27 protein-coding genes are annotated in these 26371 nt (G+C 49.4%); 11 read left to right on the top strand and 16 right to left on the bottom strand.

What is annotated here, in order from left to right; translation table 11 throughout:
• Positions 1-54 precede the first annotated feature (54 nt).
• From IMCC21906_RS02590 to blaOXA, 4 genes are all read right to left on the bottom strand, one after another.
• Positions 55-1035, bottom strand: a complete 981-nt coding sequence (locus tag IMCC21906_RS02590; protein ID WP_047010860.1) for a sensor domain-containing diguanylate cyclase — start codon at positions 1033-1035, stop codon at positions 55-57.
• Between the two features lie 233 nt (positions 1036-1268).
• A complete protein-coding gene (gene eutC, locus IMCC21906_RS02585; RefSeq protein ID WP_047010859.1) occupies positions 1269-2048 on the bottom strand; it encodes an ethanolamine ammonia-lyase subunit EutC in 780 nt (259 codons plus the stop codon).
• The gene (locus tag IMCC21906_RS02580; protein ID WP_047010858.1) at positions 2041-3444 is read right to left on the bottom strand and encodes an ethanolamine ammonia-lyase subunit EutB; all 1404 of its coding nucleotides are present in this window, start codon (positions 3442-3444) and stop codon (positions 2041-2043) included. The genes eutC and IMCC21906_RS02580 overlap by 8 nt, the downstream gene beginning before the upstream one ends.
• An 88-nt stretch (positions 3445-3532) precedes the next feature.
• On the bottom strand, positions 3533-4345 hold the full coding sequence (blaOXA, locus tag IMCC21906_RS02575; RefSeq protein WP_197085935.1) for a class D beta-lactamase: 813 nt from the start codon (positions 4343-4345) through the stop codon (positions 3533-3535).
• Positions 4346-4528: 183 nt separating this feature from the next.
• Here blaOXA and IMCC21906_RS02570 point away from each other — a divergent pair, with 183 nt between their 5' ends.
• Complete coding sequence (locus IMCC21906_RS02570) at positions 4529-5080, top strand: NADPH-dependent FMN reductase (protein ID WP_047010857.1); 552 nt, start codon at positions 4529-4531, stop codon at positions 5078-5080.
• 57 nt (positions 5081-5137) lie between these two features.
• Here IMCC21906_RS02570 and IMCC21906_RS02565 read toward each other — a convergent pair whose 3' ends face one another.
• Positions 5138-5503: a VOC family protein gene (locus IMCC21906_RS02565; protein ID WP_047010856.1), complete on the bottom strand. Its 366-nt coding sequence runs from the start codon at positions 5501-5503 to the stop codon at positions 5138-5140.
• Positions 5504-5786: 283 nt separating this feature from the next.
• Here IMCC21906_RS02565 and IMCC21906_RS16780 point away from each other — a divergent pair, with 283 nt between their 5' ends.
• On the top strand, positions 5787-6479 hold the full coding sequence (locus IMCC21906_RS16780; RefSeq protein ID WP_156165970.1) for a hypothetical protein: 693 nt from the start codon (positions 5787-5789) through the stop codon (positions 6477-6479).
• 21 nt (positions 6480-6500) lie between these two features.
• On the opposite strand, the gene IMCC21906_RS02555 is transcribed toward IMCC21906_RS16780, so the two are convergent.
• The 3 genes from IMCC21906_RS02555 to IMCC21906_RS02545 form a co-directional block, all read right to left on the bottom strand.
• The gene (locus tag IMCC21906_RS02555) at positions 6501-7265 is read right to left on the bottom strand and encodes a TerC family protein (protein ID WP_047010854.1); all 765 of its coding nucleotides are present in this window, start codon (positions 7263-7265) and stop codon (positions 6501-6503) included.
• A gap of 41 nt (positions 7266-7306) precedes the next feature.
• Entirely contained in the window at positions 7307-8092 is a 786-nt protein-coding gene (locus IMCC21906_RS02550) for a transglutaminase family protein (RefSeq protein ID WP_047010853.1), read from the bottom strand.
• Positions 8093-8387: 295 nt separating this feature from the next.
• Positions 8388-9053, bottom strand: a complete 666-nt coding sequence (locus IMCC21906_RS02545) for a nitroreductase (protein ID WP_047010852.1) — start codon at positions 9051-9053, stop codon at positions 8388-8390.
• 208 nt (positions 9054-9261) lie between these two features.
• On the opposite strand from IMCC21906_RS02545, the gene IMCC21906_RS02540 reads away from it, so the two are divergent.
• Positions 9262-10239 (top strand): diacylglycerol kinase family protein, encoded by a 978-nt coding sequence (locus IMCC21906_RS02540; protein WP_047010851.1) that lies wholly within the window; start codon positions 9262-9264, stop codon positions 10237-10239.
• On the top strand, positions 10236-11033 hold the full coding sequence (locus IMCC21906_RS02535; RefSeq protein WP_047010850.1) for a metallophosphoesterase: 798 nt from the start codon (positions 10236-10238) through the stop codon (positions 11031-11033). Before IMCC21906_RS02540 ends, IMCC21906_RS02535 begins: the two co-directional genes overlap by 4 nt.
• Here IMCC21906_RS02535 and IMCC21906_RS02530 read toward each other — a convergent pair.
• Positions 11019-11876 carry a methylated-DNA--[protein]-cysteine S-methyltransferase gene (locus tag IMCC21906_RS02530; protein WP_047013075.1) on the bottom strand — a complete coding sequence of 286 codons (858 nt, stop codon included), beginning with the start codon at positions 11874-11876 and terminating at the stop codon, positions 11019-11021. The genes IMCC21906_RS02535 and IMCC21906_RS02530 overlap by 15 nt on opposite strands.
• Positions 11877-12473: 597 nt before the next feature.
• The gene (locus IMCC21906_RS02525) at positions 12474-12857 is read right to left on the bottom strand and encodes a DUF6491 family protein (protein WP_047010849.1); all 384 of its coding nucleotides are present in this window, start codon (positions 12855-12857) and stop codon (positions 12474-12476) included.
• Between the two features lie 375 nt (positions 12858-13232).
• Here IMCC21906_RS02525 and IMCC21906_RS02515 point away from each other — a divergent pair, with 375 nt between their 5' ends.
• The 5 genes from IMCC21906_RS02515 to IMCC21906_RS02495 all read left to right on the top strand — a co-directional run bounded on the left by IMCC21906_RS02515 (position 13233) and on the right by IMCC21906_RS02495 (position 18922).
• Complete coding sequence (locus IMCC21906_RS02515; protein ID WP_047010847.1) at positions 13233-15407, top strand: glutamine synthetase III; 2175 nt, start codon at positions 13233-13235, stop codon at positions 15405-15407.
• Positions 15408-15627: 220 nt separating this feature from the next.
• Positions 15628-16485 (top strand): PA4780 family RIO1-like protein kinase, encoded by an 858-nt coding sequence (locus IMCC21906_RS02510; RefSeq protein WP_047010846.1) that lies wholly within the window; start codon positions 15628-15630, stop codon positions 16483-16485.
• 124 nt (positions 16486-16609) lie between these two features.
• The gene (locus IMCC21906_RS02505) at positions 16610-17104 is read left to right on the top strand and encodes a DUF2059 domain-containing protein (protein ID WP_047010845.1); all 495 of its coding nucleotides are present in this window, start codon (positions 16610-16612) and stop codon (positions 17102-17104) included.
• Between the two features lie 334 nt (positions 17105-17438).
• Positions 17439-18371: a bile acid:sodium symporter family protein gene (locus IMCC21906_RS02500; RefSeq protein ID WP_047013074.1), complete on the top strand. Its 933-nt coding sequence runs from the start codon at positions 17439-17441 to the stop codon at positions 18369-18371.
• A 134-nt stretch (positions 18372-18505) separates the two neighbouring features.
• Positions 18506-18922: a hypothetical protein gene (locus tag IMCC21906_RS02495; protein ID WP_047010844.1), complete on the top strand. Its 417-nt coding sequence runs from the start codon at positions 18506-18508 to the stop codon at positions 18920-18922.
• A 62-nt stretch (positions 18923-18984) separates the two neighbouring features.
• On the opposite strand, the gene IMCC21906_RS02490 is transcribed toward IMCC21906_RS02495, so the two are convergent.
• The 6 genes from IMCC21906_RS02490 to ectA all read right to left on the bottom strand — a co-directional run bounded on the left by IMCC21906_RS02490 (position 18985) and on the right by ectA (position 25145).
• Positions 18985-20406: a sodium/proline symporter gene (locus IMCC21906_RS02490; RefSeq protein WP_047013073.1), complete on the bottom strand. Its 1422-nt coding sequence runs from the start codon at positions 20404-20406 to the stop codon at positions 18985-18987.
• 41 nt (positions 20407-20447) lie between these two features.
• Entirely contained in the window at positions 20448-21350 is a 903-nt protein-coding gene (locus IMCC21906_RS02485) for a hypothetical protein (RefSeq protein ID WP_047010843.1), read from the bottom strand.
• Positions 21338-22774, bottom strand: coding sequence for an aspartate kinase (locus IMCC21906_RS02480; RefSeq protein ID WP_047010842.1), 1437 nt, complete (start codon positions 22772-22774; stop codon positions 21338-21340). Before IMCC21906_RS02480 ends, IMCC21906_RS02485 begins: the two co-directional genes overlap by 13 nt.
• Positions 22775-22823: 49 nt before the next feature.
• On the bottom strand, positions 22824-23216 hold the full coding sequence (locus IMCC21906_RS02475; RefSeq protein WP_047010841.1) for an ectoine synthase: 393 nt from the start codon (positions 23214-23216) through the stop codon (positions 22824-22826).
• A 103-nt stretch (positions 23217-23319) separates the two neighbouring features.
• Positions 23320-24591, bottom strand: coding sequence for a diaminobutyrate--2-oxoglutarate transaminase (gene ectB / locus IMCC21906_RS02470; RefSeq protein WP_047010840.1), 1272 nt, complete (start codon positions 24589-24591; stop codon positions 23320-23322).
• A 23-nt stretch (positions 24592-24614) separates the two neighbouring features.
• Positions 24615-25145, bottom strand: a complete 531-nt coding sequence (gene ectA / locus IMCC21906_RS02465; protein ID WP_156165969.1) for a diaminobutyrate acetyltransferase — start codon at positions 25143-25145, stop codon at positions 24615-24617.
• Between the two features lie 234 nt (positions 25146-25379).
• On the opposite strand from ectA, the gene IMCC21906_RS02460 reads away from it, so the two are divergent.
• Both IMCC21906_RS02460 and IMCC21906_RS02455 read left to right on the top strand, forming a co-directional pair.
• A complete protein-coding gene (locus IMCC21906_RS02460) occupies positions 25380-25925 on the top strand; it encodes a MarR family winged helix-turn-helix transcriptional regulator (RefSeq protein ID WP_047010838.1) in 546 nt (181 codons plus the stop codon).
• A gap of 13 nt (positions 25926-25938) precedes the next feature.
• Positions 25939-26328 carry a cytochrome c5 family protein gene (locus IMCC21906_RS02455; protein ID WP_047010837.1) on the top strand — a complete coding sequence of 130 codons (390 nt, stop codon included), beginning with the start codon at positions 25939-25941 and terminating at the stop codon, positions 26326-26328.
• The last annotated feature ends 43 nt before the right edge of the window (positions 26329-26371 follow it).

The raw sequence follows: 26371 nt of genomic DNA, 5'->3' as shown, positions 1-26371 counted from the left end.
AAAACACTCCCAGCATAGGCCTTGTATTGCACTTCGGCATTGGTATTTGCGACGCTAGGCAAGCGACTCACTGTGTCGCCGTCGCTTGCGGGTATACATTAGCGTATCACTTTCGGCCAGCAAATCATCAATGCCGGCGTGATTCAGCGGATCAAATTCAACAATGCCACAGGCAAACGAAATTTTATAACCGTAACGTTCGTTCAGTTCCCGGTTTTTAGTGGTAACCCTTTCTCTAAATCCGGTGATCATTTGCTTTGCTTGTTCGGCACTGGTTTTAGGCAATAGTGCAACAAACTCATCACCGCCCAAACGAGCGAGCACATCGCTGCCCCGTGTTTGAGATTTGAGCATCTCGGCAAATGTCACCAACACCCGGTCTCCAGCAGCATGGCCGTAAGAATCGTTAATCGCTTTAAATTTATTTAAATCAAAAAACACCAAGGTGGCGTTATAACTTTTCAGTTCGCAGTAATCCAAGGTGTGCTGCGCCAACATGGCAAAACCGCGGCGATTGGCAATGGCGGTTAACTCGTCCAGCGTTGCCAATTCCACCGCCACCAGCTCACTCTCTACCAAGTGGGCCAGATCAGCCAAGAGTTGTAAATCTGAGTCACTCAGCACTCTGGGCTCTCGGTCAATAATGCACAATGTACCAAGCTTGCTGCCGTCCAGAGAATGCAGTGGGCAACCCGCATAAAACCGTATTTCAGGCCCGCCGGTAACCAATGGGTTGTCGTGAAAACGCTCATCTTGTGTGGCATCTGGAATCATAAAAATGCCATCGCCCAATAAGGCATGGCCACAAAATGAAATATTCCGGGGCGTTTCTTGAGCATCCAATCCTTGTTTGGATTTAAACCACTGACGATGCCCGTCCACCAAACTGACCAGCGAAATTGGCACATTGAATAAACGCTGGGCTATTCGTGTCAGACGATCAAAGCGTTCTTCTGCAGGGGTGTCGAGAATGTTCAGCGCGCGCAGGGCGCGTAGTCGCATACTCTCATCTTCGGGGCTGTCAGGACTGTGCACTGCGGATCTCCAAGTCTTTTGAGTTGTGACACCTGCAAACTCAATAGCATGGCTATGACAGCAAAAGCATCAGCCTGCAAAGGATCCATTTTGCAGAGGGTCAATTGTGCCTAATATACCTTCGCTTACCATACGCGCATTCCCTAATGCCGTTATGAGGTAGCGCTTTAATGCCTAGTATTAGTGCTATTCATGCAATGACTGATAATAAATGACAGGCGCAGACAATACCGTCAAGTCGCTTGTTTAAGAAAGGGGATATAGTCAGAACCTAGCTCATCAAGACGGTGAGAATCATCTTTCAGTTCCACCCCGCTCAATTTTTTCCTTAACGCTGCGACCAACAAATACAAACAGGTTTCACTGGCTTGCTGGTAGCTCAGGCCGTCGGGGCGAATATTCGAAATACAGTTGCGCTGGGCATCGTGGCAACCTCGTTCAGGCTCATATGTGAGATAAATACCAAGGCTGTCAGGAGAGCTTAAGCCGGGACGCTCACCAATAAGCATTAAGCTCAACCGCGCCCCCAACGCCTCGCCAATATCATCGGCTAGTGCCACCCTCGCCTGGCGGGCAATACAGAGTGGTGCAAGGGAGTAGCCAGCGTTGCCTAATGATGGCAACAACTCCGCTAACACCGGCAAAGCGTGATGGTTAACCGCCGCCGCAGAAAGACCATCCCCCACAATTATGGCAATATCAAACCCAGCTTCATTTTTTAACCCAGCCAAGCGCTGCCAGTCTACTTCGGCCAGCTGCCGCCCCAAATCAGGCCGTTGTAAATATTGCTGTCGATGCCCAGCCAAGCTTTGTAATAACACCGGGCTTAGCTGCAGCGCCTCTATACCACTGACCAATGCTGGCACATCCATCGGCAAATGCACCGCGTCTCTGGCTCGGGCATGATCTAACTGAAACTGTAAATTTGCCGTGGTTGGCAGCGCAGCGCCAGCACGCCCTAGCGCAATACGCGCTGGAGTAAATTGCTTCAGGCTTTGCCAGAGATCAAGCATGATCTTGGCCTTTATCCAGCTGCAATAGCGCAGCAAAGCGACTCGGCAATTCAGTACCTCGACCCAGTCGAGTAGGGCTGTCGAATATCGCCGTTTCAAGCAACCACTGTTCAAATTCCGGCGCCGGGCGCAACTGAAACAGCTCGCGGATATACAAGGCATCATGAAAGGACGTGGTCTGGTAATTCAGCATAATATCGTCGCCACCGGGAATGCCCATAATGAAGTTGCCCCCCGCTGCCACAAATTGGGTCAGCAACATATCCATATCATCCTGATCCGCTTCAGCGTGGTTGGTATAACAAATATCACAGCCCATTGGCAGCCCCAGCAACTTGCCGCAGAAGTGATCTTCCAGCCCCGCCCGAATAATCTGTTTACCGTCGTAAAGATACTCGGGACCAATAAACCCCACCACGGTATTTACCAATAAAGGATCAAAAGCTCTGGCCACCGCATAGGCCCGTGCCTCCATGGTTTGCTGATCAACACCATGATGCGCATTGGCTGACAGGGCGCTGCCCTGACCAGTTTCAAAATACATTACATTATTGCCAACGCACCCCCGCTGCAGACTCAATGCCGCCTCACGGGCTTCGGCCAGCACCGCCAGATCAATGCCAAAACTGCGATTGGCCGCCTCACTACCCGCAACAGACTGAAATACCAGATCCACCGGGGCACCTCGCTCAATGGCTTTCAGCGTGCTGGTCACATGGGTCAACACACAGGCTTGAGTAGGAATGTCAAAGCGCTGAATTAACTCGTCAAGCAAGTGCAACAAGCGGCTAACGGTTTGCACATTATCGCTGGCCGGATTAATACCAATCACCGCATCGCCACTGCCGTATAACAAGCCATCAACAATGCTGGCAGCAATTCCAGCCTGGTCATCCGTAGGGTGATTGGGTTGCAAGCGGGTAGAAAAATGCCCTTTAAGACCAATGGTATTCCGAAACCGAGTGACAACTTCGCATTTACTGGCCACCAGCACCAAGTCCTGCACCCGCATAAGTTTGCTGACCGCGGCAACCATCTCCGGGGTTAAACCCGGTGCCAACGCTTGCAAGGCATCACCGTCAGCATCGTGACTCAGCAGCCAGTTTCTTAATTCCCCCACCGTTAAACTGCTCACCGGCGCAAAGGCTTTGGCGTTGTGGTGATCCAGAATCAGCCGGGTAACTTCATCCTGCTCATAGGGAATAAGGGCTTCGCTTAAAAACACTTTTAAAGGAAGGTCGGCCAACAACATTTGCGCCGCAACCCGCTCTTCGTTGCTTTGAGCCGCAAGACCCGCCAGCACATCACCGCTACGCAGCGGACTGGCCTTGGCCATCAGCGTTTTTAAATTGGCGAATTGATACTGCCTTGAGCCCAGTGCAATACGGTAGACCATAATAATCCTGCGGCGCAGCAAGAGACCAACTCAAGCTAGCAAGCTTTGCGGGGTAGAGTAAAGACTATATCGCTTGGATCAGCTTGGTTTACAACAAGCCCATCGATGCCAAGCTTCGTCGTGCCAGCGGCTCCCGCAACGCGGCCTCTTTAGCGCTACGGATATCGAGGTTTAGGGCAAAGGCATAGATTTGGCCGCGCGTTTCTACCCAGCCCACCCACCAACCTATTCCGGGATCTGGAGCATTTTGCCAGCCCGATTTAGCAAATAATGCAGTGCCCGCTGAGCTTGGCTGCTGAATAATCTCCCGCACTATTGCCTGCTGCTCAGAGGGATAATCCAACGCTGAGTTCGCCAGCTTGGCTAAAAACCGAACTTGTTCTAGAGCACTAATTTTTAGGGGGCCATCCAACCAAAAGCGATCGACCGTCTCACCGAGCAAAGCATTGCCATAACCGAGCTTGTCGATATGGTGCTGCATTGCGGTCATACCAATACGCCGAGATACTTGCTGATAAATGGCCGCATTAGAAACCCCAATCGCTTCCCGCAAGCTCATATCTTTTTCCCAAGCTTTAAAAGGGGCGGGGTTACCATCCCAAGACAGAAGTTCATCCACACTACTAATCGCGCCACTGTTTAAAGCAATTGAGGTATGGGGAATTTTATAGCTTGAAGCAGGAACAAATTGCTGCATTACTCGCTGACGATTAAAGCCGATAAGTCGCTGCTCGATCACATCGTAAACAACAAAGGCGCCATTAACGCCAGCCTCTTCAAACAAAGCCGCAATGTTCGGCGAGGTCTGCCAAGCCAATTCAGTAAGCTTCTGTTCCTCTGCCGACGAAGGGGAGATACTCAGCAACATTATGAAAATAAAGAGTAAATAGTGTTTCAACATTCCATCACCGACTCGGATACGGCAAGTAAAGAACAACATCTCAACCTCGCCTTGCGTTTACCTTGGCTATTCGTCCAATAGGATCAAAACCGTAGCAGCAACACGACACAAAAACATATTACACTGAGGGATCGCCCCGCAACTCGGTAATGCCTCACAGGTCCACCAAGAAAGAAGAAAGATATGAAACTATTATTGATGTCAGGCAGTTTTCACTCTGGCAGCAAAAGCCTGGCTATTTTAAACGCGCTACAAGGGTATTTTCCCGAGCAGGATTTTGAACTGCCTAAATTGGATGCGCTGCCATTTTACAATGAAGATCTCAGCGCTAATTTACCAGTATCGGTAGTGGCGCTGATCCAGTCTATTAAATCTGCCGATGGCATTGTGGTGTGTTCGCCCGAATATAATCACAGTATTCCGGCTGTGATCAAAAATGCGATAGATTGGGCATCTCGCCCGGCCTTTACGTCGGTATTAAAAGACAAACCTATTTCGATTATCACCCAGGCTAACAGTCCGGTGGGTGGGGCAAGGGCACAGGCGCACTTTAAGCTGGTTTTTGATTCTACACTGTCGATCATTCAGCCCTGCCACGAAATGATGGTGACCGACGTATCAAAGGCGATTAATGCGCAGCACCAAGTCGTAGACGAGCACGTTGCCATGCGCTTGCAACGACACTTGAGTGAATTTATCGATTTTATTGCTCGCAAAAACCTAGGGCACCTCTGATTAAAAATGAAAGCCAGTGCAAGCTAAGACACCGGCTTTAGCGAGCTTAATTCTGGCTCACTGGGTACAGTAAAAATTGAGCTTATTGCCGTCCAGGTCTCGCACATAACCACAGTAAAACGGCTCCATGCGCATCCCGGGCTCGCCCTCATCGCTGGCGCCCAGTTCGCGAGCCAAAGCATATAGCTCGTGGACCTGATCTCGGCTGGTCGCCGCCAACGCGATCATTGTGCCATTGCCACTGTGCATCTCTTCACCATCGTAGGGGGTACACACACAAAACATGGGACCTGCGCCATCGCCCCAGGCAATCAGACGATCCATTTTCATCAACTGCTTGTAACCCATCGCCTCAAACAGTTGATTATAAAATGCCTCGGACCGGGCCATATCTACGGTGCCCACGGTGGTATAACCAATCATAAAACATCCTCATTTGATTATTGATATTAGAAGTTTGCAACGACAACTTTAGCCGTTTTTTGGGGATATTGCTGTCATTTAGGCAAAATAACAGCAAGCTATTCTAGCCAATGCCTCACCCACCCAGCCCCTTATTTTTTTCAATCAACAGAAAAAACGTAGATTTTTTTAAGATATATAGACATTAAAAGATGAAGCCCGGCAACTTTTGAGAGTATTATTGATATTTAACACAATAAATAAAAATCAATAATACATCCTCAACCCTCACTGGACGGACATTATGAACCATCAAAAAATAGCAGTTTACTGCGGACTCATCTTCTGTGTTCTCTATGGTATAGGCTGGTGGCCCACTGCCGGGTTCTTTCCCCCACCCTTGCCCACATCAACAGCATCAGAAATTGCCAACCAGTATCAAACCAACACTTGGAGAATCCAATTTGGGCTGATCCTCACGGTAATCAGCGTAACGCTGCTATTTCCCTGGGTATCAATGATATCGCTACAACTGAAGCGAATTGAAGGCTCAAGACCACTATATGCGTGGACACAGTTAGCAACGGGTACTGCGGGAGTGATGATTATTTATTTCGCTTCGTTCATTTGGTTATTGGGAACGTTTCGCCCTGACCGCCCAATTGACGTCACCTACCTGATTAATGACATGGGCTGGTTGTTATTCACCACAACCTTGGCACCATTTTTGGCTCAGGTTGTGAGTATTGGCATGGCAATTATCTCAGATAAAAGCCCGACACCAGTATTTCCCCAGTGGTTGGGATTTTACAATATTGCGGTAGCCAGTCTGTTTGTTCCGGCCTGTATTATTTTCTTCTTCAAGACGGGCCCCTTCGCGTGGAACGGCTTGATCACTTTCTGGGTACCCGTCATAGATTTCTTTGTCTGGATCATTGTGATGAGCTATTACCTGCTCAAAGCCATCGACACTGACCCAGAAGTTAAAGGCGCTTAAAAACACCTAGAAAGTGCCGAGCTAAGGATGCTCAGAGGTATCCACTATTTTCTTCTGCAAAGACAGGGCCGCTGAGGCCCTTTTTTTACGCCCGCGCATATTGAGCAATTCCACCCCAAAGGAAAACGCCATCGCAAAGTAGATGTAGCCTTTGGGCACATGCACATCAAAGCCTTCTGCCATTAGTGTCAAACCAATCATCAACAAAAACGATAGTGCGAGAATTTTAATGGTCGGATTGGCGTCCACAAAATCACCGATGGGCTTTGCCGCAAAGAGCATTACCCCAACCGAGATAACAATGGCAATGACCATCACCGGTAAATGATCTACCAGACCCACCGCAGTAATGACCGAATCCAAGGAAAAGACGATATCCAATAAGGCAATTTGCACCAGTATCGAGGTAAAGCTCGCTACTTTTTTACCACCACTGTGCTCATCGCCATCCACCTCTAAACTGCCGTGAATTTCATGAGTCGATTTGGCCAGCAAAAACAGTCCGCCAATGATCAGAATAATATCTCTACCCGAAATGGCCTGACCCAATATCGTAAACAGGGGATCAACCAGACCCATCACCCAGGCGAGACTGAACAACAAGCCCAGCCGCGCCAGCATAGCCAAGCCCAAGCCAATTTGGCGGGCCTTTTGGCGCTGGGGCTCGGGAAGGCGAGACACCAAAATGGAAATAAAAATAATGTTGTCGATACCCAACACAATTTCAAGAGCGATCAAGGTGCCCAGGGCAACCCACGCTTCAGGACTGGCTATCCACTCAAACATGTTTCAATCTCAGAAATAAATAGGGAAGGAAGGCGTACTGTTTAGGGTTGGCGCTGCACAGAAAGATGTTGGTAACGGGGCAGTACCGGTGGCCCAAACTGGGTATAAATTGCCACATCAGCGGCATCTCTGCCATAGCCATAGGCAATATAACCGCCCCGCAATTGCTGCTGAGTAGCATCAAAGGTATACCAGCGTCCGCCCACATAAGCTTCGAACCATGCGTGCAGGTCCATGGGCTCGAGACCGTCCAGGCAACCTACCACCATGCGTGCGGGAATACTCAAGCTGCGACACAGGGAAATGCCCAAATGGGCCAAGTCTCGGCACACCCCAAAGCCCCGTTGGTTTACCTCTTCTGCGGACACCGGCACCGTGCTGCTACCAGGCGAAAAATGAATATTATCTCGCAGCCAATTTTCAATGGCCGCTACTTGATCATAGCCCAACCAATGCCCGGCGGTAATTTGTCCAGCCATGTCATTAAAGCTTTCTGTTTCACAAAAACGACTGGGTAGCAGGTAAATCAACACCGCATCGGGAAGGTTCTGAACTTCTATAAAAGGCGCCCCAGGGCTTCGGTCCATTTTGTCTGCCACAAATACCCGCGCTGTGGTTTCAATTCTAAAATCCCCCACTGGGGCCACAAGCCGCTGGCAAAGGTTGCCGTAGAGATCCGTAAACTCTTCTACTGGCACCATAGGCGAAAGATGATACTCCTCCCGCGCAATCCATTGTTGCTTACCACTGCGAGGGCGCAGCATCAGCATAAATGGAGAAGGGACGGCAATATCAAAATGAAGTTCGCAACGCGTTTCTATCCACATACGCACCATCCTCGCAGCTGAAACTGATTTATGGAAGCGCCCTAATGGCTATCGCCCAGCGCGGCTCGTACAAACTCACCTTTTATGACATGACTGTGGCCCAAGCTTAAGGCAAATCTCCGAAGAGGGCGCCCTTGGGGTCGTACTGGACGTCGTTGCCGCACTCATTAAGGATAACGGCAACGGCTCCTGGTCTTGTTCTACCTCCTGCATCCATGCAGTCGTTCGCGGCGCCTTTGCCAGTACACCCCAAAGACGCCGCCGCTGAGGCATGAACAGCTTATGCAGACGCTACCTAACTAATCAGCGTAACGGTCTCTTCTAACGGTGCTCGGTCCATAATGACATCGTTAATACGCTCGCCCTTATCTTCGTAACCGAAAGATAAGCCGCAAAGAATGCCACTCCCCTCTGGCACCCCACCCATTGCCTTAACGGGATCTGGGTAAAGGGCCAGCGCACCTTGGGGCACACTCGCCAAACCCTTTTCAACCAGAATCAACATCAGGGTTTGCAGATAAATCCCCACATCCACTGCATTGGCGGGCCCAAAGTCCAGCGGCATAGAGATAAAACCCACATGGGGGGCATCAAAAAACTCCCAGTTTTTCATCACCAACGCCGTGCGTTTGTCCCGCTCATGGCGCTCTATACCCATCACCCGGTAGTAATCCATGGCACATTGAAATTGCCGGTCTTTATACACATCTGCAAGGCCTTGATCGCCGGGGGTAAACGCCGGATTAGGGGCTTTACCCGCGTTAATTTCGGCGAAAATAGCTTCCTGCAGTTTGTGACGCGCCTCACCCGATACAACGGTTAAGTGCCAAGGCTGGGTATTACAATTAGACGGTGCAAACCGTGCCACCTCAAGAATTTCTCGCAGTTTGTCATCAGAAACAGGGTCCGGTTTAAATCCACGAATGGAACGGCGTGCTTTCACCGCCTCGGTAACATTCATTGCATATAGCTCCCAACATCAATTCAGCCACAAAGTGTATCGGCTTAACGTCATACAGGCGAATACTCTGTTAAATCCACTCGGGGTTGGAACCCAATGCCAGACTGACAGTCCAGCTTAGACGGTGGTTTGTCTTAGCCTTGGACTTTGTCAGTAGACAGCAGAAACGCCCCAACAACACAGAAGGCCTCAATATGGATGGCAAAAAATGAGTACCTCAACCTCAACCTCAACCGAGTCGCACTCCACGCCGGAGCCATCTAACTTTTTTGTGGTGCTTAATCAGGCTTCTGGCACCGGCCAGGGTCAACAAATTCGACAGTGGTTGACCGCAAAACTGGCGGAGAACAATCAGTCCGCCGAGTTTTTTTCACCCAGCCAAAATCGAGATATCAGCCTCGCAGCCAAAGACGCCGTAACACGTGCTATCCCAGTAAAGGGCACGGTGGTAGCAGTGGGCGGCGATGGCACCATCAATGCGGTTTGCCAAGCCGTGCTGGGAACCGGTTTGAAAATGGGGGTCATTCCCGGTGGCACCTTTAATTATTTTGCCCGCAATGTGGGCATTCCCGAAGATCCTGAGCAGGCAATAGACGCCTTGCTCCACGCAGAGGTTAAACCGGTGCAAATCGGCTTGATCAACGACCGGGTATTTTTAGTGAACGCCAGCCTGGGACTTTACCCCAAGTTATTGGAAGACAGAGAAGCCTACAAACAACGCTACGGCCGCAGCCGTTTAGTGGCTTTGGTTTCAGCCATAGCGACACTGGCACGTGCCCATCGACGTTTTCATCTTAGCTTTAATAGTGACAACACCCAGGGCGAGCTGCGTAGCGTCTCGATTTTGGTCAACAACAACGCCTTGCAACTGTCTCAAATCGGCATTGAAGAGGCCGAAAAAGTAGAACAGGGTAAACTGATTGCCATCTTTGCCAAACCCCGCCACCGGCTATCTTTGTACGGTCTGTTATTAAGAGGTTTAGTGAGCCGCTTGGGTGAGGCCGAGCATATTGATAGCTTTGCTCTCAAGCAGATGAACGTCAGCCTGGGGCGGCGGCGAAAGCGGGTAAAGGTAGCAACTGATGGTGAGATTATCTGGATGCGTAGCCCGTTAGTGTTTAAGGTCGCCAAACCGGCATTACCCCTTTTAGTCCCCGCCAAACCCGTAACAGGACAAACGGCATGACCCGCATTCTCCACATTTCAGACACCCATTTTGGCACGGTCTTAGTCGAGGTTGAGCAAGCCCTGCTGACGCTGGCAAAAAAGCTACAACCCGACATTATTGTGCTCAGTGGCGATATTACCCAGCGGGCCAGGCGCAGCCAATTTGCCGCTGCCAGTGACTTTATTAAGGCATTACCCGCACCCGTATTGGCCGTACCGGGCAATCATGATATTCCACTTTTTAACCTTGTTGCCCGCAGCCTGTGGCCCTACGCCAATTATCGCCGTGCCATTAATCGCAATTTAGCCCCCGAATATGAAACTGACCAACTGCTACTGCTGGGCGTTAACTCCAGTCGCCCCAAGCGCCATATCGACGGCGAACTGAGTAGCAAACAAATTCAATACATAAGCAACCGTCTCTCCGCCGCATCAGCAAACCAGCTTAAAGTGGTCACCTTCCATCACCCAGTAAGAGCCGTAGAAGAGAAGGATATCGACAACTTGGTGCACGGCCACGAAAAAGCCGTCAGCACCTGGGTCGATGCCGGATTGGACTTGCTGCTAGCAGGGCATATTCATTTACCCTATGTGCATAAACTGAGCGGTGCAGAGCGTTACGGCTGGACTGCCCAGGCAGGAACCGCTCTGTCATGGCGGCTACGCGACCAGCAAGCCAATTCCGTCAATGTGATAGAGCATCGACTGCAAAACGACCACCACCAATGCCATATCCAACGCTGGGATTTTCAAACTAACAGCGAGCAATTTGTCTGCTGCCACGAGCAACCACTGGCATTAAGCAGAGAGTGAGCGCTCGCCATCTCCTCTAGCTGCTTCCCAGACATGGATAGCTTGCTTTCTGTTTAAGCCCCAGCGGTAGCCGCCCAAAGCGCCGCTTTGCTGGATCACCCGGTGGCAGGGAATGAGCATTGCTATCGGGTTTGCACCCACTGCCGTACCTACCGCTCTCGAAGCTCGAGGCTTATCCAGCGCCGTGGCAATTTGCCCGTAACTGGCAAAATGAGAGGGTGGAATACGCAGCAGCGCCCGCCACACACTCACCTGAAAATTGGTGCCGCGAACATGTAACGAGATAGGTTTCCCCGCAGCCACTCCAGAGGCAAAAATCGCCGCCACATCATCAGCCCCTATTGTTGGATTATGGTAAATAAGCGCTTTGGGCCATTGGGTCGCCAGCGCCTGCAAGGCCGCAGCCTCTCCGCCAGCATCTAAAAATTGCAGACTACAAATACCCCGAGGGCTACGAGCAATAAATACCTCGCCAAAGGGGCTGACCTGTACTGCGTACTCAATAGTCAAACCCAGCCCACCCGACTTGAACTCGCCGGGGCTTGCTGCCTCAAGCTGTACAAAGTGGTCGTATAACCGAGAACCGCTGCTTAAACCCAGCTCATCCGATAGCCCCAAAACATGATGGTCATCAAGCAACTGCTTGGCGCGCTCCACTGTTAATAGCTGCAAAAAACGCTTCGGACTGATGCCCGCCCAGCGACTAAACAATCGCTGAAAATGCTGAGGACTCAAACCACAATGGCTCGCCAATTCCGCTAGCGAAGGTTGCTGCTGACGATGGTTAACGAGAAAACCGATGGCGTCGGCAACCCGCTGATAGTCTTGAACAGAATTAGACATTGGCGTAGACATACACACTAAAAAGACAAAGCCAGCTTATAGCGCCACAGCCTCGTTGGCGACCCGGATTATGCTACTGCGCTGTAGCCGCGATACCTTTGTGTCGTCATACCAGACTCCTAGCCGGTATCCAGCAAACGCACCGAGCGTGATACATACTCCGTGCTTGCCGTAAACATCGAGGAACTGGATCCCGGATCGCTAACGCGTCCGGGATGACATAGGGAGGAACGATGCACCTATGTCGTCATACCGGCCCTGAGCCGGTATCCAGTAAACCACCGAGCGTAATACATACTCCGTGCTTGCCGTGAACATCGAGCAACTGGATCCCGGATCGCTAAACGCGTCCGGGATGACATAGAGATGGGCAACACCTTTATACCGTCATACCGGCCTTGAGCCGGTATCCAGTAAACCACCGAGCGTGATACATACGCCGTGCTTGCCGTGAACATCGAGCAACTGGATCCCGGATCGCTCAACGCGTCCGGGATGACATAGGGAGGAGCGATCCACCTATGTCGTTATACACCGGCCTCGGAGCCGGTATCCAGCAAACCACCGCACCGGAATCCAGCCACACAGCCGACATTCTTATTCAATTTTGTCCAGCTCGTAGATTTTATCAATGGGGCAGCTGCGGTCACCGGTTTCTGTGGCTACCACGACTTTGTCAAAACGGCTCAAACGAGTATTTGTTGAGGTAAACCCCAGGGTATCCGCCGATCTCAAATCGATGCAGCGAATTTTGAGGGCAAGCAAATAATCTCTACCGGGACCGGCATTAAAAATCACATGTTTTTCATCCAGATAATTCCAACCATTAATCCGATAGTTATGCACCTCTTTAACCTCTTCGCCTTGGCGGTACTCCCGTTTGGCAAGCTGTTCTTCAAAACTGAGCTTGGCATTACCCGACGCGCAAGCCACCAAGCTACACAGCGCGGCGACACTCATTAACTTAAACATGGTTTTCATAACCGACTCCTTGCCTTCCCGTGTAACACACTGCTCCAGTATAGAATAACAATAGTGACTCACCACTCCGGAGCAGCTGCCTACCCACTTGGTCTAAAACCGACATGCTCAAGTTCCTTTTGCCACTGCTCGCGAACCCTAAAACGCCACACCCACAGTACAAACGCCGCCCCTCCCATAAATAAAATGGGCGAAAATACTAAATCTCAGCGCAAACCAAACGTTTTGGACCGAAAATTGCTGGCATAAAACCTCGATAAGAGACCCTTCATGGGAAAAATCGCTGACCACCGGCCTCGCTGCACTTTTGCCCTCCGCCATCGACCTCTCTAGTCACTATTTACCTTATCGATTATCCGACTTCAGGAGCGCCTTATGAGTGTCAATCCCGGCCGAGCTGCCGCTATATCAACGATCAACCAACGCGAGCCTATGCCGCTGACCATGACGCAGCCGCTGAATAAAATCTGGGCCAGTGACGTGTTTAACCTCGCCTCCATGGAAGAGGCCTTATCAAAAAATGCCTTCAAGGCAATGAAAAACACGGTGCAAACGGGAGCGGCTTTAGACCCCGCCACCGCTGATGTGGTCGCGGCTGCCATGAAAGAATGGGCAATGGCCAAAGGCGCCAAGTTTTTCTCCCATATTTTTTACCCCATGACCAATGCCACCGCCGAGAAGCACGACGGCTTTATTATCACCAATCCCGACGGCGCAGCCATTACCGAATTCACCGGTAGTCTGCTGATTAAGGGCGAGCCTGACGGTTCCTCCTTCCCTAATGGCAGCCTGCGGATGACCAACGCCGCCAGAGGCTACACCGCCTGGGATCCCACTAGCCCTGCCTACATCATGCATACCGCCAACGGCGCTACGCTGATGATCCCCAGCGTGTTTATGTCGTGGACAGGAGAAGCACTGGATAAGAAAATTCCATTGCTACGTTCCAACGCTGCCATGAACAAAGCCGGGCAGCGCGTGCTGGCCTTAATGGGCGAAGACGATATTGCGCCCCTAAATTCCAGCTGCGGTGCCGAGCAGGAATATTTTTTGATCGACACGGCATTCGCCAATGCCAGACCCGATTTGCTGCTGACTGGCCGCAGTTTGATTGGCGCGCCATCACCTAAAGGGCAAGAATTTGACGATCATTACTTTGGCGCAATTCCGGCTAGAGTCCAGCTGTATATGCAAGATTTGGAAGACAAGCTCTACAAGCTGGGGATTCCCGCCAAAACCCATCACAACGAAGTTGCGCCAGGACAGTTCGAAATTGCGCCCTATTTTGAGGCAGCCAACGTTGCCGCAGATCATCAACAGCAATTAATGACACTGTTAAAAAGCACCGCCAAAGAGCATGGCTTTGTCTGCCTACTGCACGAAAAGCCCTTTAAAGGCGTGAACGGCTCAGGAAAACACGTGAACTGGTCCGTGGGCAACAGCACTCAAGGCAACCTGCTAGATCCCGGCAGCACTCCCAACGAGAACCTGAATTTTCTGCTCTTTTGTGGTGCAGTAATTCGAGGGGTGCACCTTTTTGGCCCGCTGCTCAGGGCGGTTATCGCCTCAGCATCAAACGACCATCGCTTGGGTGCCAACGAAGCCCCGCCAGCAATTTTGTCTGTCTACCTTGGCGACCAACTGGAACGGCTCTTTAACGACATTAAAACCGGCAAACTCGAAGCCTCCGAAAAAGGGGGCTATATGGATTTAGGATTATCACAAATCCTAAAATTTGAACGAGATCCAGGTGATCGCAACCGCACTTCGCCCTTTGCTTTTACCGGCAACCGTTTTGAGTTCCGTGCAGTGGGGTCATCCGCCTCGGTACACGGCCCACTTGTTGCCATGAACACCATGCTCGCCGACTCGCTCAACTGGGTGGCCGACGCACTGGAAACAGCACTGGCCAGCAGCGAAAGCAAAACCGCTGCTGTTATTACCGTGCTAAAAGAATTGATGGAACTTCACGGCAATGTGGTTTTTGGTGGCGACGGTTACTCATCAGAATGGCATAAGTCGGCCGTAGAAGAACGCGGCCTGAAAAACCTGCCAACCACCGCCGATGCGCTGCCAGAACTGTGCAGCGAAGAAGTCATCAAGCTATTTTCAGACGCCGGTGTATTCACCCCCGTAGAGCTTCAAAGCCGCTACGAGGTGTATTCTGAGCAATATATATTGTCGATAGAAGTGGAGGCCAAATTGATCACTGACATGGCTAAAACAATAATCTATCCCGCTGCCATGGGCTATTTATCTGACATTAGCGAAACCAGCCTGTCACTCAAAGAAATTGGCGTCAGCATCAGCAATACCAGCGCCCAAAAAATCGCCGGTTTACTAGAGAGCATGATGGACGTCACGACCAAGCTGGAAGCGGCACTGAACAAGCACGACTTCGCTGACACTAACGAGCATATGCAGTACCTCGCCTATGACGTGCGTGCCCTGATGGATGACGTACGGGAACACGCCGACGCGCTGGAAGGGGAGGTGTCAGACGAGGTTTGGCCATTACCTAAATACCGCGAGATGCTGTTTATCAAATAAACGTCATGACCTCTTACCAAGGCGGCCTTCGGGTCGCCTTTTTATTGTTCTCATAAAAATACAGGGTCTTATCTATTTCAAAATGCGCCATTTATCGCTCCGAACCTGTAATATAGCTGCCATTAGCCTCTGACAGTTCACATTGTCTTGATCCACATTCACAAACACGCACAGTGCATTCTCGATATAATCCAAATGGAATGCCGATAGCAGAGAACCCGTGAAGATCCCTAAACGCCTACAGCCCCTTGTCGATGACGGTTTAATCGATGAAGTTATCAGCCGCCTTATGAGTGGCAAAGAAGCCGATATTTTCATTGTTCGCTGCGGTGACCATATCCGCTGCGCCAAAGTGTATAAAGATGCAATTAAACGCAGTTTTAAAAAAGCCGCGCAATACCAAGAAGGCCGCAAAGTTCGCAATGCTCGCCAAGCACGAGCCATGGAAAAACGCTCTAATTATGGCCGCCAGCAGCAGGAAGAAATTTGGCAGAATGCCGAAATCGATGCGCTATCGCGATTAGCGAATGCGGGGGTTCGGGTCCCGGAAACCTTCGGCTGTGTTGATGGCGTATTATTAATGGAGTTGGTCACTGACGATGAGGGAGATGTTGCACCCCGGCTCGGTGATGTCACCATGTCTGAACAACAAGCGCTTGAAGATCACGCGCTGATGATGCATTACATTATGCTCATGCTCTGTGCGGGAGTGGTACACGGCGACTTATCTGAATTTAACGTGCTGGTTGATGATTATGGTCCCGTGGTTATCGACTTGCCACAAGCGGTAAATGCCTCCGCTAATAACAATGCCCAAGAAATGTTTGCCCGGGATGTTAATAATATGCGCCGCTATTATGGCGAATTCGCTCCCGCTTTATTGCATACAGAATACGCTAAAGAAATGTGGGCCTTGTTTGAAGAAGGTAATTTAACACCCAACTCCAGGCTCACTGGTATTTTTGAAGATGCTAACGTCAGCGCCGATGTTGATGCCGTACTGGAAGAAATCCAAGCGGTGATGCAAGAGGAACAAGAACGGCAAGAGCGCATACGGGAAGCTGACGAGGATTTATAATTCTAGACTCAAAATACCTATAAGAAATTTTGTGGAAATTGTATACAGCCTTAGAGCAAGACGCTGAAATTGCGCTGCACTAAGCTTTAGCCTTTAGGTAAATAAACTGGACCAAGGAAGAATAATGAAAAAAATAATGCTGCTCGTTCTTGGATTTTTAATTTCAACAGCATCAGTCGCGCAAGAAAGCAAACGAGAAAGCGTGGAAGAACTTCTGCGCGCCACCCAAGCAGATTCAATGATTGATAGCATGTACGATCAGATGGACCAAATGCTAGCAAACATGGGAGACCAATTTGGCATCAAGCCTTCGGAGCAACAACTATTTGATTCTTATATGAAGAACATCTTCGACTCCATGAAAGAACATATGAGCTGGGAAAAGATGAAAGGCCCCATGATTGATATTTATCTAAAGCATTATACTGAGAAAGAAATCCAAGATATGTTACGTTTCTATAAATCTGAATCAGGCCGCTCTATGGTAAACAAAATGCCTGCCGTCATTGGAGATTCTATAAAATTATCACAAGAAATGATGCAGTCATTCCTTCCTGAAATTCGGTCTATTTCAGAAGAGCTGAAAAAAGAATTGCAGGAAAAGAGAGCCTCCCAATAAGTATTGGGCACAAATAATCACTACCGTCCCTTCGGACTGGAACGGTCGAAAAACACACCATTTATTTTGACTTCCATAAAGATCAAAACTTGGCCTCAAAGTTGAATTAACGTGGCTATTTTAGCTATAGAGCATTACGAGCTTATCCTTCAACCACAGGCATTCATCTATGCTATGACCTATGAATAACAAGGCCGTGGCAACAAAACAGTTTGTGACGCGATGAGAGCCAAAGATGCAACTTCGCTTACAAGCCGAGTTGACATACAAGAAGCAACAAGCTTTTAAACATCAACAAATAAGAAATATATCTCAGCAGAGCAGCCAACTTGTCATGATTGTAAAATGTTTCCCAATCTGGGTAATCACAGCGGCAATATCTGCCAAACTCTTTCCCGCTGTCTTTGCCAGCTTGCAAACACTGATTGTGCCGCTCTTGATGCTGGTAATGCTAGGCATGGGACTGACACTCAAGCCTAAAGACTTTATCGAGCTGCGCCAATACAAGGCCGCTTTTGCTACCGGCATTCTGCTGCAATTTAGCGTAATGCCGATAATGGCTCTGCTCATTGCGCGACTCTGCCAACTGGATACCGAACTCACCGCCGGACTGGTATTGGTCGGCAGCGTTGCCGGCGGCACAGCCTCAAATGTAATGACTCTAGTGGCAAAGGGAAATGTAGCGCTGTCGGTCTCAATGACCGCCATGTCGACCTTAGCCAGTGTCGCCATGACGCCGCTGCTAATGGTATGGCTACTTGGCTCAGAGGTAGCCGTTCCCGCACTGGATATACTAATAAGTTTATTTAAAATAATTTTATTACCAGTCGCTCTGGGCGTGTTTATCAGTATCTTCTGGGACCGTGGCGTAAAGCGAATCGAAGCTGCATTACCCGCTATCTCGGTACTGGTTATTGTGCTTATTATTGCCATTGTTGTAGCCCTCAATGCCCAACGCTTTAACGACATTGCCGCTTGGGTATTTCTGGCGACCTTGCTACATAATCTATCTGGCCTGCTTTTGGGCTATGTGTCAGCCTACCTACTTGGCTTTAATAAGCTTGTATGCAGAACCATAGCGATAGAAGTTGGCATGCAAAACTCCGGACTGGCCACCGCATTGGCACTCAAGTTTTTCGGTGTTGGCGCAGCCTTGCCCGGTGCTATTTTTAGCATTTGGCTCAACATCACCGGCTCGCTGTTTGCCTCTGCCTGCGTGCGTATTGATCACTGGCAAACAACAAAGCCTCACATTGCACAAAAATAAATATTCCAGAACAAGACTCAATATCTTAACGCGACTAAGCCCACGTCTTTTATCGGCGAAAACGCTGCGGTAACCACGTTGTGGGTTTACAATAACGCCGATTTTATCCGTCGACAGTCCTGACAAGGTACGATATGCATTTACACTGGCAAGAAAATACAATTCAAAGCAACACGGGTAGCCAACAGCATCAGCATGTAAGTCAATGTTTAGGCGATACCGATCAAAGTATTAAAGCAGCGTTAGGACAGTGCGTAGAAAAAGCCGCCGAGCTATTACCAGTTAACATTCAAGATGATTCACTATTTCTATTATTTGAATGGAATAAAGAGCATTCACAATTGAATATTGTGGTAAGCGATGCTGACAAAAATCAGGATTCACCACATCTCGTACGGTGTGATTTTACTGGCTTGCAAAACCCAGCGGCATACCAAGAGAAAGTGTCATATTGGCTGACAGATTATTTAACAACCTGCGCGGCGTTTATGAATTTTTCTTTGGTGGCCGCGTTTTATGTGAATAACAGACAAGAATCCACCCTGCTTTAAGCTATTTAGATCTCAGTAGAAAAGAGCAATATATTTACTTTTGTTGCTCTTTTCAGCCGCTATTAAATTTTCTCTGCCACCGCTGGCACTCTGCCAATACCCCGAAAAAACAAATAGCAAAGCACACCCGAGACCATACCTGGCAAGCCTTCATAAATCATATTATGCAGATCAAAATAGCGCCACAACAGGGCCGTTAATAGTCCGGTAAACGCCATTGCCAAACTTAGTATAGTGCCGGGACGACCACCAAAAATCAGCACGACCAATAGCGGCACAAAGAAGCTGGCCAAACCCGACCACGCCATAACGACCATGGCAAATACACTTTGCGCACTCAGCAAAGCCCACGCCAACGCAAACAAGGTCACAAACAAGGTTGCCAATTTTATCAGCAAAGGCCGCTCAACATTCTGAGGTAGAAGGTCGTGAGTAAATGCCGCTGAAGAACTAAGAATTAAGGAATCTGCGGTTGAAAGCGTCGCTGCAAAAATACCTGCCAGAATCAAACCTACCATTACCGGCGGCAACAGCTCTTGGGCCATGGTCGGCAACGCCAACTCCGCGTCAAAACTACCAATATCTGGCAAATAGAGCTTTGATAACAAACCCACGCTGGTCGCCATAATATAAAACGCGGTAAACCAAGTGTAATACCAAAACCGTGCCCGACCCATGCTGTCGCCGTCGGACAAGGTCATAAACCGCACCATCACGTGGGGTTGTCCCACTACTGACATACCCGCAAATAACCAACCCACCGCAAATAAAACCGCGCCAAACAATCCGGGAAACGCCAGATCTTCGGGGAACCAGTTCATGTAATCGGGCACCGCTTGAAGCTGATCGACTGTGGCACCCATGCCACCCAAGTTGGCTACCGCTACCCACAGCAATATTGCCATAGCACTAATCATCACAATGGACTGGGCAGCGTCGGTCCAGATAGATGCACGTATGCCGCCTGCTAAACAATACAACGCAACCAGAAATGCGCCTGCTACCGCACCCATCCAGCTAGGCCAGCCAAACAACACTTCCAGTGCTTTACTACCCGCGAGTAGCTGTGCACCGGCATAAGCCAGCAACAAAGTGAGAGACACAATCGCTGCCATGCGCTGATAGGCAATACGCTTGTTGCCGCCCCAGTTGCTCAACACGCCAATATAACTGACCTCACCGGTATCACTGGTCATGCGACGCAAGCGTCGGTGAACAAAACTCGAGGCGATAAAATCACCGGCAATCCAGCCCACCATCATCCAAAATGCCGAGAGGCCAACCGTATAGGTGTAACCAATAACACCAATAAACATATAACCACTGTTATTAGTGGCAACCGCAGAAAGTCCCACCAACCAAGGTTTAACCGAATTGCTGGCGAGGTAGTAGTCGCTACTATGGTGTTTATTGGCAAATACGGAGGACAAACCAATACCGACAAAGATCAGCAAAAAGGCAAAAAAACTCCAGGCGGTGATCATCATTGTCGGTATCTCTTTGGTTTATTGTCGATGAATGGGGACTAGGTTTGCTCCACGATAGCGGCATCTAACAGCTCTTGCAAAAGCTTGCTGTCTTTAAGGCCAGCCAAGGCTTCGTCTCTATCCAGCTCTTCTCGGTACGCCTCTGACTGCTCCACAGCTTTGGCAAAATAACGCGCACCTTCATCAATTTGTCCCAAACTGCTATGGGCGCAGGCGAGCTGATAAAACGCGTGGGCATTGCTTTCTTCTCTTGCCAGCGCCTGGTGGCAAAGGTTTATGGCCCATTGGGCTTCACCTTGCTCTAATACCGCATCGGCCTTAAAGGTAAAGGCCTCTACATCTGCGGGGCGCAGAGCAATAATTTGATCGTAGATAGCAATTTTGCCCGCAATCGAACTTTCCTGACTGGCTTTCAGCCACAGGGAATGTACTTCTTGGGTAAGACTGATCTGGGTGCGGTTAACTTCAATAAGCTCGGTCTCTTGCTGTAGTTGGCTCTCTACTTTACGCAAGCGATCTTCGTATTTCTCAATCAGTTCGGCCACCTGCTCGTGGGCGATGTTTTGCACTTTTTCTTTTACTTCCCGAAGCGAATTCCAACCAATGAGTACCAGCGCAGAACTGACGGCAGCAATCAAATAGAAGAAATAAGTAACGGTGGTATTGGAATAGCTCAGGGCTTTATCGGCGGCTGATAACTCGCGATCGACAATTTGCTCGGCAAGCTCACGATGCTTTCGCTCCATATCAATACGCAGCTGTCGGACTTCGTCCAGCATATAACGTTCGATAAAAGGAGAGTAGAGCGGCTCGTCGAGTTGGTCAATCGCCCCATCCACTTGCTGCTGCGTCGGCGCCTGACTTTTATTGTCAGATGCAGAAGCAGCCAGTGTCAGGGGCGAAATTACAATTAGCAGCAGTATTGCGCCTATGCGGCGCATATTGCGTCACCATGGTCATGGACCTCGACCAGACAACGGTGCAGATTTGCCACAGCTTGCTCGTAGTCATCTTCATTGATAACAAACTGCATATCGACTTGGCGCATGGATTGATGCATAGCCAAAATACTGATATCGGCAGAGGCGAGAGCAGACACCGTTTTGGCCAGCATACCGGGCACCTTCATATCACTACCAATAGCAGAGACAATCGCCACTTTACGAGTGCTGACTTCCGCGCTAGGAAAGTCTTCACTTACCGCTTTAACAATGCGCTTAACTGTTTTCAGACTAGCACCCAGGTAATGAGTAATGGTGTTGGCATTAATATCTTTGGTAATCACCGTGCCTTTAAAGCGCTGAATGTGATTGAGCACCTTCTGCTCATACTGCCAAAGACTCCCCACCATATCCTGATCAAATACCTCTAAGGCATAAACCTGCTTGCGACCAGCAATAATTTCCACACAAGGACTTTCGCTGGTATAGCCACAGGTAATCAAGGTACCGCTGTGCTCAGGTTCAAACGTATTTTTCACACGCAGAGGAATATCGTCCTGACGGAGGCCTTTTGCCGCACGAGGATGAATCGCTTCCATACCAAGATTAGCTAATTGATCGGCAACGTCATAATTAGTACGACCAATCGGCACCACTTTGTCGGCACCCACTAAACGAGGGTCAGCACTACTAAGATGATATTCCTTATGAATAACCGCCTCGGCAGCGCGGCTGATAACCGCCATCCGACTAAAGGTCATTTCGCTATAACCGCGATCAAATGTGGCCATCAAGCCTTCTTTGCAGTAGGCATAACCCGTTACGATAGGCAACTCGCGCTCTAAATTAATACCGGCAAGCTCTTGCGCGATATGCTCATCTAATGGTACCGCGACTTCCATTCGCCAGCCAGACAAGTCAACAAAGCGAGCGTTGATACCATCGCGCTTAAGCAGTTTTGCAGTATTCCACGCGCTATGTACCTCGCCAATACTGGCCAGCATTTCACGTACAGTAAGAAGATGATCTTCCAGGCCAAAGTGACCATGCTGGCAAAGCTTGTGCAGATTATCCATGCAGCGCTCGGCTTCCTTCAAGCGACCGTCGATAAATTCGTTGGCTTCTTTTAATTCATCTTCCTTGCCGAACAGAGCGCGGTTAATTTCCCGCAGATATTTATCTACATCTTTTAAGGCATCCCGCCACAACGCACCATCGTCTTCTTCGGCAAACAGGGCATACACACCAGGGTGACCATTGCTTTTATTTTCCAGCAATAAGTTTGTCACTCCACCGTAAGCAGATACCACAAAGATGCGGCCGTAGGGGTCTTCAGAATGACTACCACCAAGAATGACGTTATCCCGCACAGCGGTATAGTCACTCATGGATGTTCCACCGATTTTTTCGACACTATGTGTCATGTTAATCTCCATTGATTGGCTGATTCAAAGTGAATGAGTCAATCCTGCTTTAACTCGCGTCGTCTACTGGGTAAACGCCATTTTCGTCATGTACTTCTCTACCGCTCAGTGGTGGATTAAAAACACAAACCATCATCATGTCTTCAGTACCACCACGCAGGAAATGCTTGTCGTTCTGATCTAGGTTGTAGAGTGTACCCGCTTCAATTTTGTAAACTTTGCCATCGGCAATGGTTTCTATTTCGCCATTACCTGACATGCAATACACTGACTCTAAATGGTTTTGGTAGTGAATCAGTGTTTCTGTACCAGCGCGAATTGTTGTGATATTAAAAGAAAAGCCCATCTTGTCATCTTTAAGCAACATACGAACACTTTTCCAGTTGCCGCCTTCTACGCTGCGCTCTGAGTTTTCACATTCCGCTAAAGTTCTAACAATCATTTTCAGTTCCTTTCAATTCTTGTTTAACAATTCTGTTGCTTATATTTGACTGTTGTAAAAAGGCCGCCTTTCGGCGGCACTTTTAACGTGCTTGCCGGCGCGCTTAAGAAGCCTGGCTTACTTCGTCTTTAAATACTTCGTTAACACTGTCAGATAAAATTTCTAAACCCTTAACCAACTCTTCCTTCTTAATGGTTAACGGAGCAAAGCATTTCACTACTTGGCCTAGACTGCCGCAGGTCTCAATAATTAGACCGCGCTCAAAACAGGCTTTGGCAATCGCATCCGCAATATCACCATTCTGACAAGACAAGCCCTGCATCATGCCGCGACCTTTAAGCTGCAGTCGGGTAACACCAATACGGTCAGCAATTTTCTTGAAATGCTCGTTAACAATGGCGGATTTTTCGACCACTTCTTTCGCAAAGCTGTCATCACTCCAGAAGTGGCGCACCGCAGCCGCAGCCGTCACAAAAGCGTGGTTATTACCACGGAAAGTACCGTTGTGCTCACCGGGTTCCCAAATATCCAAATCTGGACGCAACAACACGATGGCAAAAGGCAAACCGTAACCACTGAGTGATTTAGACTGGGTAACGATGTCTGGCTTAATGCCCGCAGGCTCAAAACTAAAGTAGGTACCCGTGCGGCCACAACCTGCTTGAATGTCATCCACAATCAATAAGATGTCATGTTTTTTGCAGAGTTTTTCAAGGCCTTGCAACCATTCGTTGGTCGCCACATTTAGACCACCTTCACCCTGAACCGTTTCAACCAATACTGCTGCAGGCAAATCGATGCCTGATGAAGGATCGCTCAAGAGCTTGTCCATCATCTTCAAGCTGTCCACATCACGGCCGTGGTAGCCACAAAATGGCATGCGATTAATATCACCCAGCGCAACACCTGCGCCACCGCGGTGATGACTGTTACCTGTGGCAGCAACACTGCCCAATGTCACTCCGTGAAAACCATTGGTGAAGGACACAATAGTATTCCGACCTGTTACTTTACGGGCCAATTTCATTGCCGCTTCAACCGCATTGGTACCCGTCGGGCCAGTAAACTGAAACGTATACTCAAGGCCCCGAGGCGCTAAAATTATTTCATTAAAGGCCTTCAGGAACTCCGCTTTTGCAGCGGTGTGCATATCCAAACCGTGGGTAACACCGTCTTCTTGAATATATTCAACCAAGGCTTTTTTCAGCACATCGTTGTTGTGACCGTAATTTAACGTGCCAGCGCCTGCCAAGAAGTCGATGTACTCCTTGCCGTCCAAGTCATAAAGATGCTCGTTTTTAGCCCGGTTAAAGGTAACGGGAAACGAACGTGCGTAACTTTGTACTTCCGATTCAAGTTGATCGAAGATAGTCATAATTCTGGTCCTCTTTGGCGTTCTTAGGATGATCTGTCGTCTGAAAAAGGCCCGATACGAAGCAACGCCTCGCTGTCGTGCTTTCCACCAAAATGGGCGTCTTTTTCAAACCAAATATGGTCATTAATCTCGGTGCCTTTATCCCGCGCAAAACTGCGGAACAATGCCCAAGACGCTTCATTGTCCGGGGTGATAGTGGTTTCCATATGGCTGACGGCTGAACAAGCAGGACGATCAACAATCGCATGGAGCATTTTCTTGGCCAGGCCGCGACCGCGCTGGCTCTTGTCCACCACTACTTGCCACACAAACACGGTATCGGGCTTGGCAGGGGGAATATATGCGGAGATAAACCCCACCAAGACACCGTTTTCCTCTACGGCAACCGACGTCTCAGCAAAGTGGGTGCACTGCAATAAATTGCAATAGACAGAATTGGGGTCAAGAGGAGGGCTGTTCTCCACCAATTGATTGAGTACGTAACCATCCTCCGCCGTAGGCTGACGAAAATGATGGGGTGTAGCGTCTTCCGAACTCGCTTTATTTGTGTTCAACACAATTCATTTGTGTTCATAGTATTTTTGCGGGCATCTGGCCACCAAGCTGTCATGATTCTGCAGCATTGGCGCTCCACCGCGCTAAGTATGAACGCAACCTCCGTTTCAATTACTTTGAATACGAAGTATTATAACGACACATTCGGCCTATGCCAAATGTAAATGTTGACAACAGGGCACAACTAGTGTGCGAAACCCCCGCAAAGGGCTAATACTAGGGCATCTCAGACAATGCAGAATATTTTGGTAGACCGAATAGACGAAGTACTGGTTTCACTGCGCCGGGTCACCCGCGCTATCGATCTTCATTCCAAGTTTTTGATGAAAACCGCTGGCCTGACCGCGCCGCAAATGCTGATCTTGCAGACGCTACGCGATCAGGGTGATGCCATCATTAGCGAAATTGCCGGCCAAGTCAGCCTCAGCTTAGCCACCGTCACCAGCATTATTGACCGCCTCGAAAAACGCGGGCTGGTCAAACGCGCCCGCTCCAGCCAAGACAAACGCAAAGTGTTTGCTTGCCTCACCGACGCAGGCTACGACATAATCCGCAACGCCCCAACGCCATTGCAGGAATATTTCAAGCGCCAGTTTGGTGACCTTCAAGACTGGGAGCAGACCCAAATCATCAGTTCTTTGCAGCGGCTAGCCCACATGATGGATGCCCAGCATATCGATGCAGCGCCACTTTTGGATGTGGGTGCCATTGACCGTCAAAGTGAAGATGAAAAACCCCACTTTGGTTTTGAGCCTGGCGATCAAAAACAAGCTAGCTAAAACTGAGGCTGCCATGAAAATGCATTTCTCCCTTGTGCACGGCTTTCTGAGTATTGCTGTCATCGCCATGCTGTCTGCCTGCGGCCCCAGCAGTGACCCGGCTGCGCCCAAAGCGGCCAACAGTAAATCCAGAATGCCGTCCGACCCCGCCATCAAGAGCCTGTATATTCAAAGCTGCTATGGTTGTCATAGTTCTGGTGCGGGCAATGCACCCCGCACAGGCGAAGTCGCGGAATGGCAAAGCCGATGGGAACAAGGCTTGCCGATGCTGCTAAAACATACCAAAGAAGGCTTTAAAAACATGCCTCCAAAAGGGATGTGCATGAGCTGCAGCGACACGGATCTCAACGCCCTGATTCGCTTTATGGCCGGAAAAGAAAATGAACAAAAACCCCAGCCTTAACCTTAATCGGCCTCCGCGGAGCAACTGGCTCGCGACACATCCG

The sequence above is a fragment of the Spongiibacter sp. IMCC21906 genome (assembly GCF_001010805.1).
Taxonomy (GTDB): Bacteria; Pseudomonadota; Gammaproteobacteria; order Pseudomonadales; family Spongiibacteraceae; genus Spongiibacter.
The sequence above is the reverse complement of the archived record's forward strand: the minus strand, read 5'-3'. Positions and strand labels throughout refer to the sequence as shown.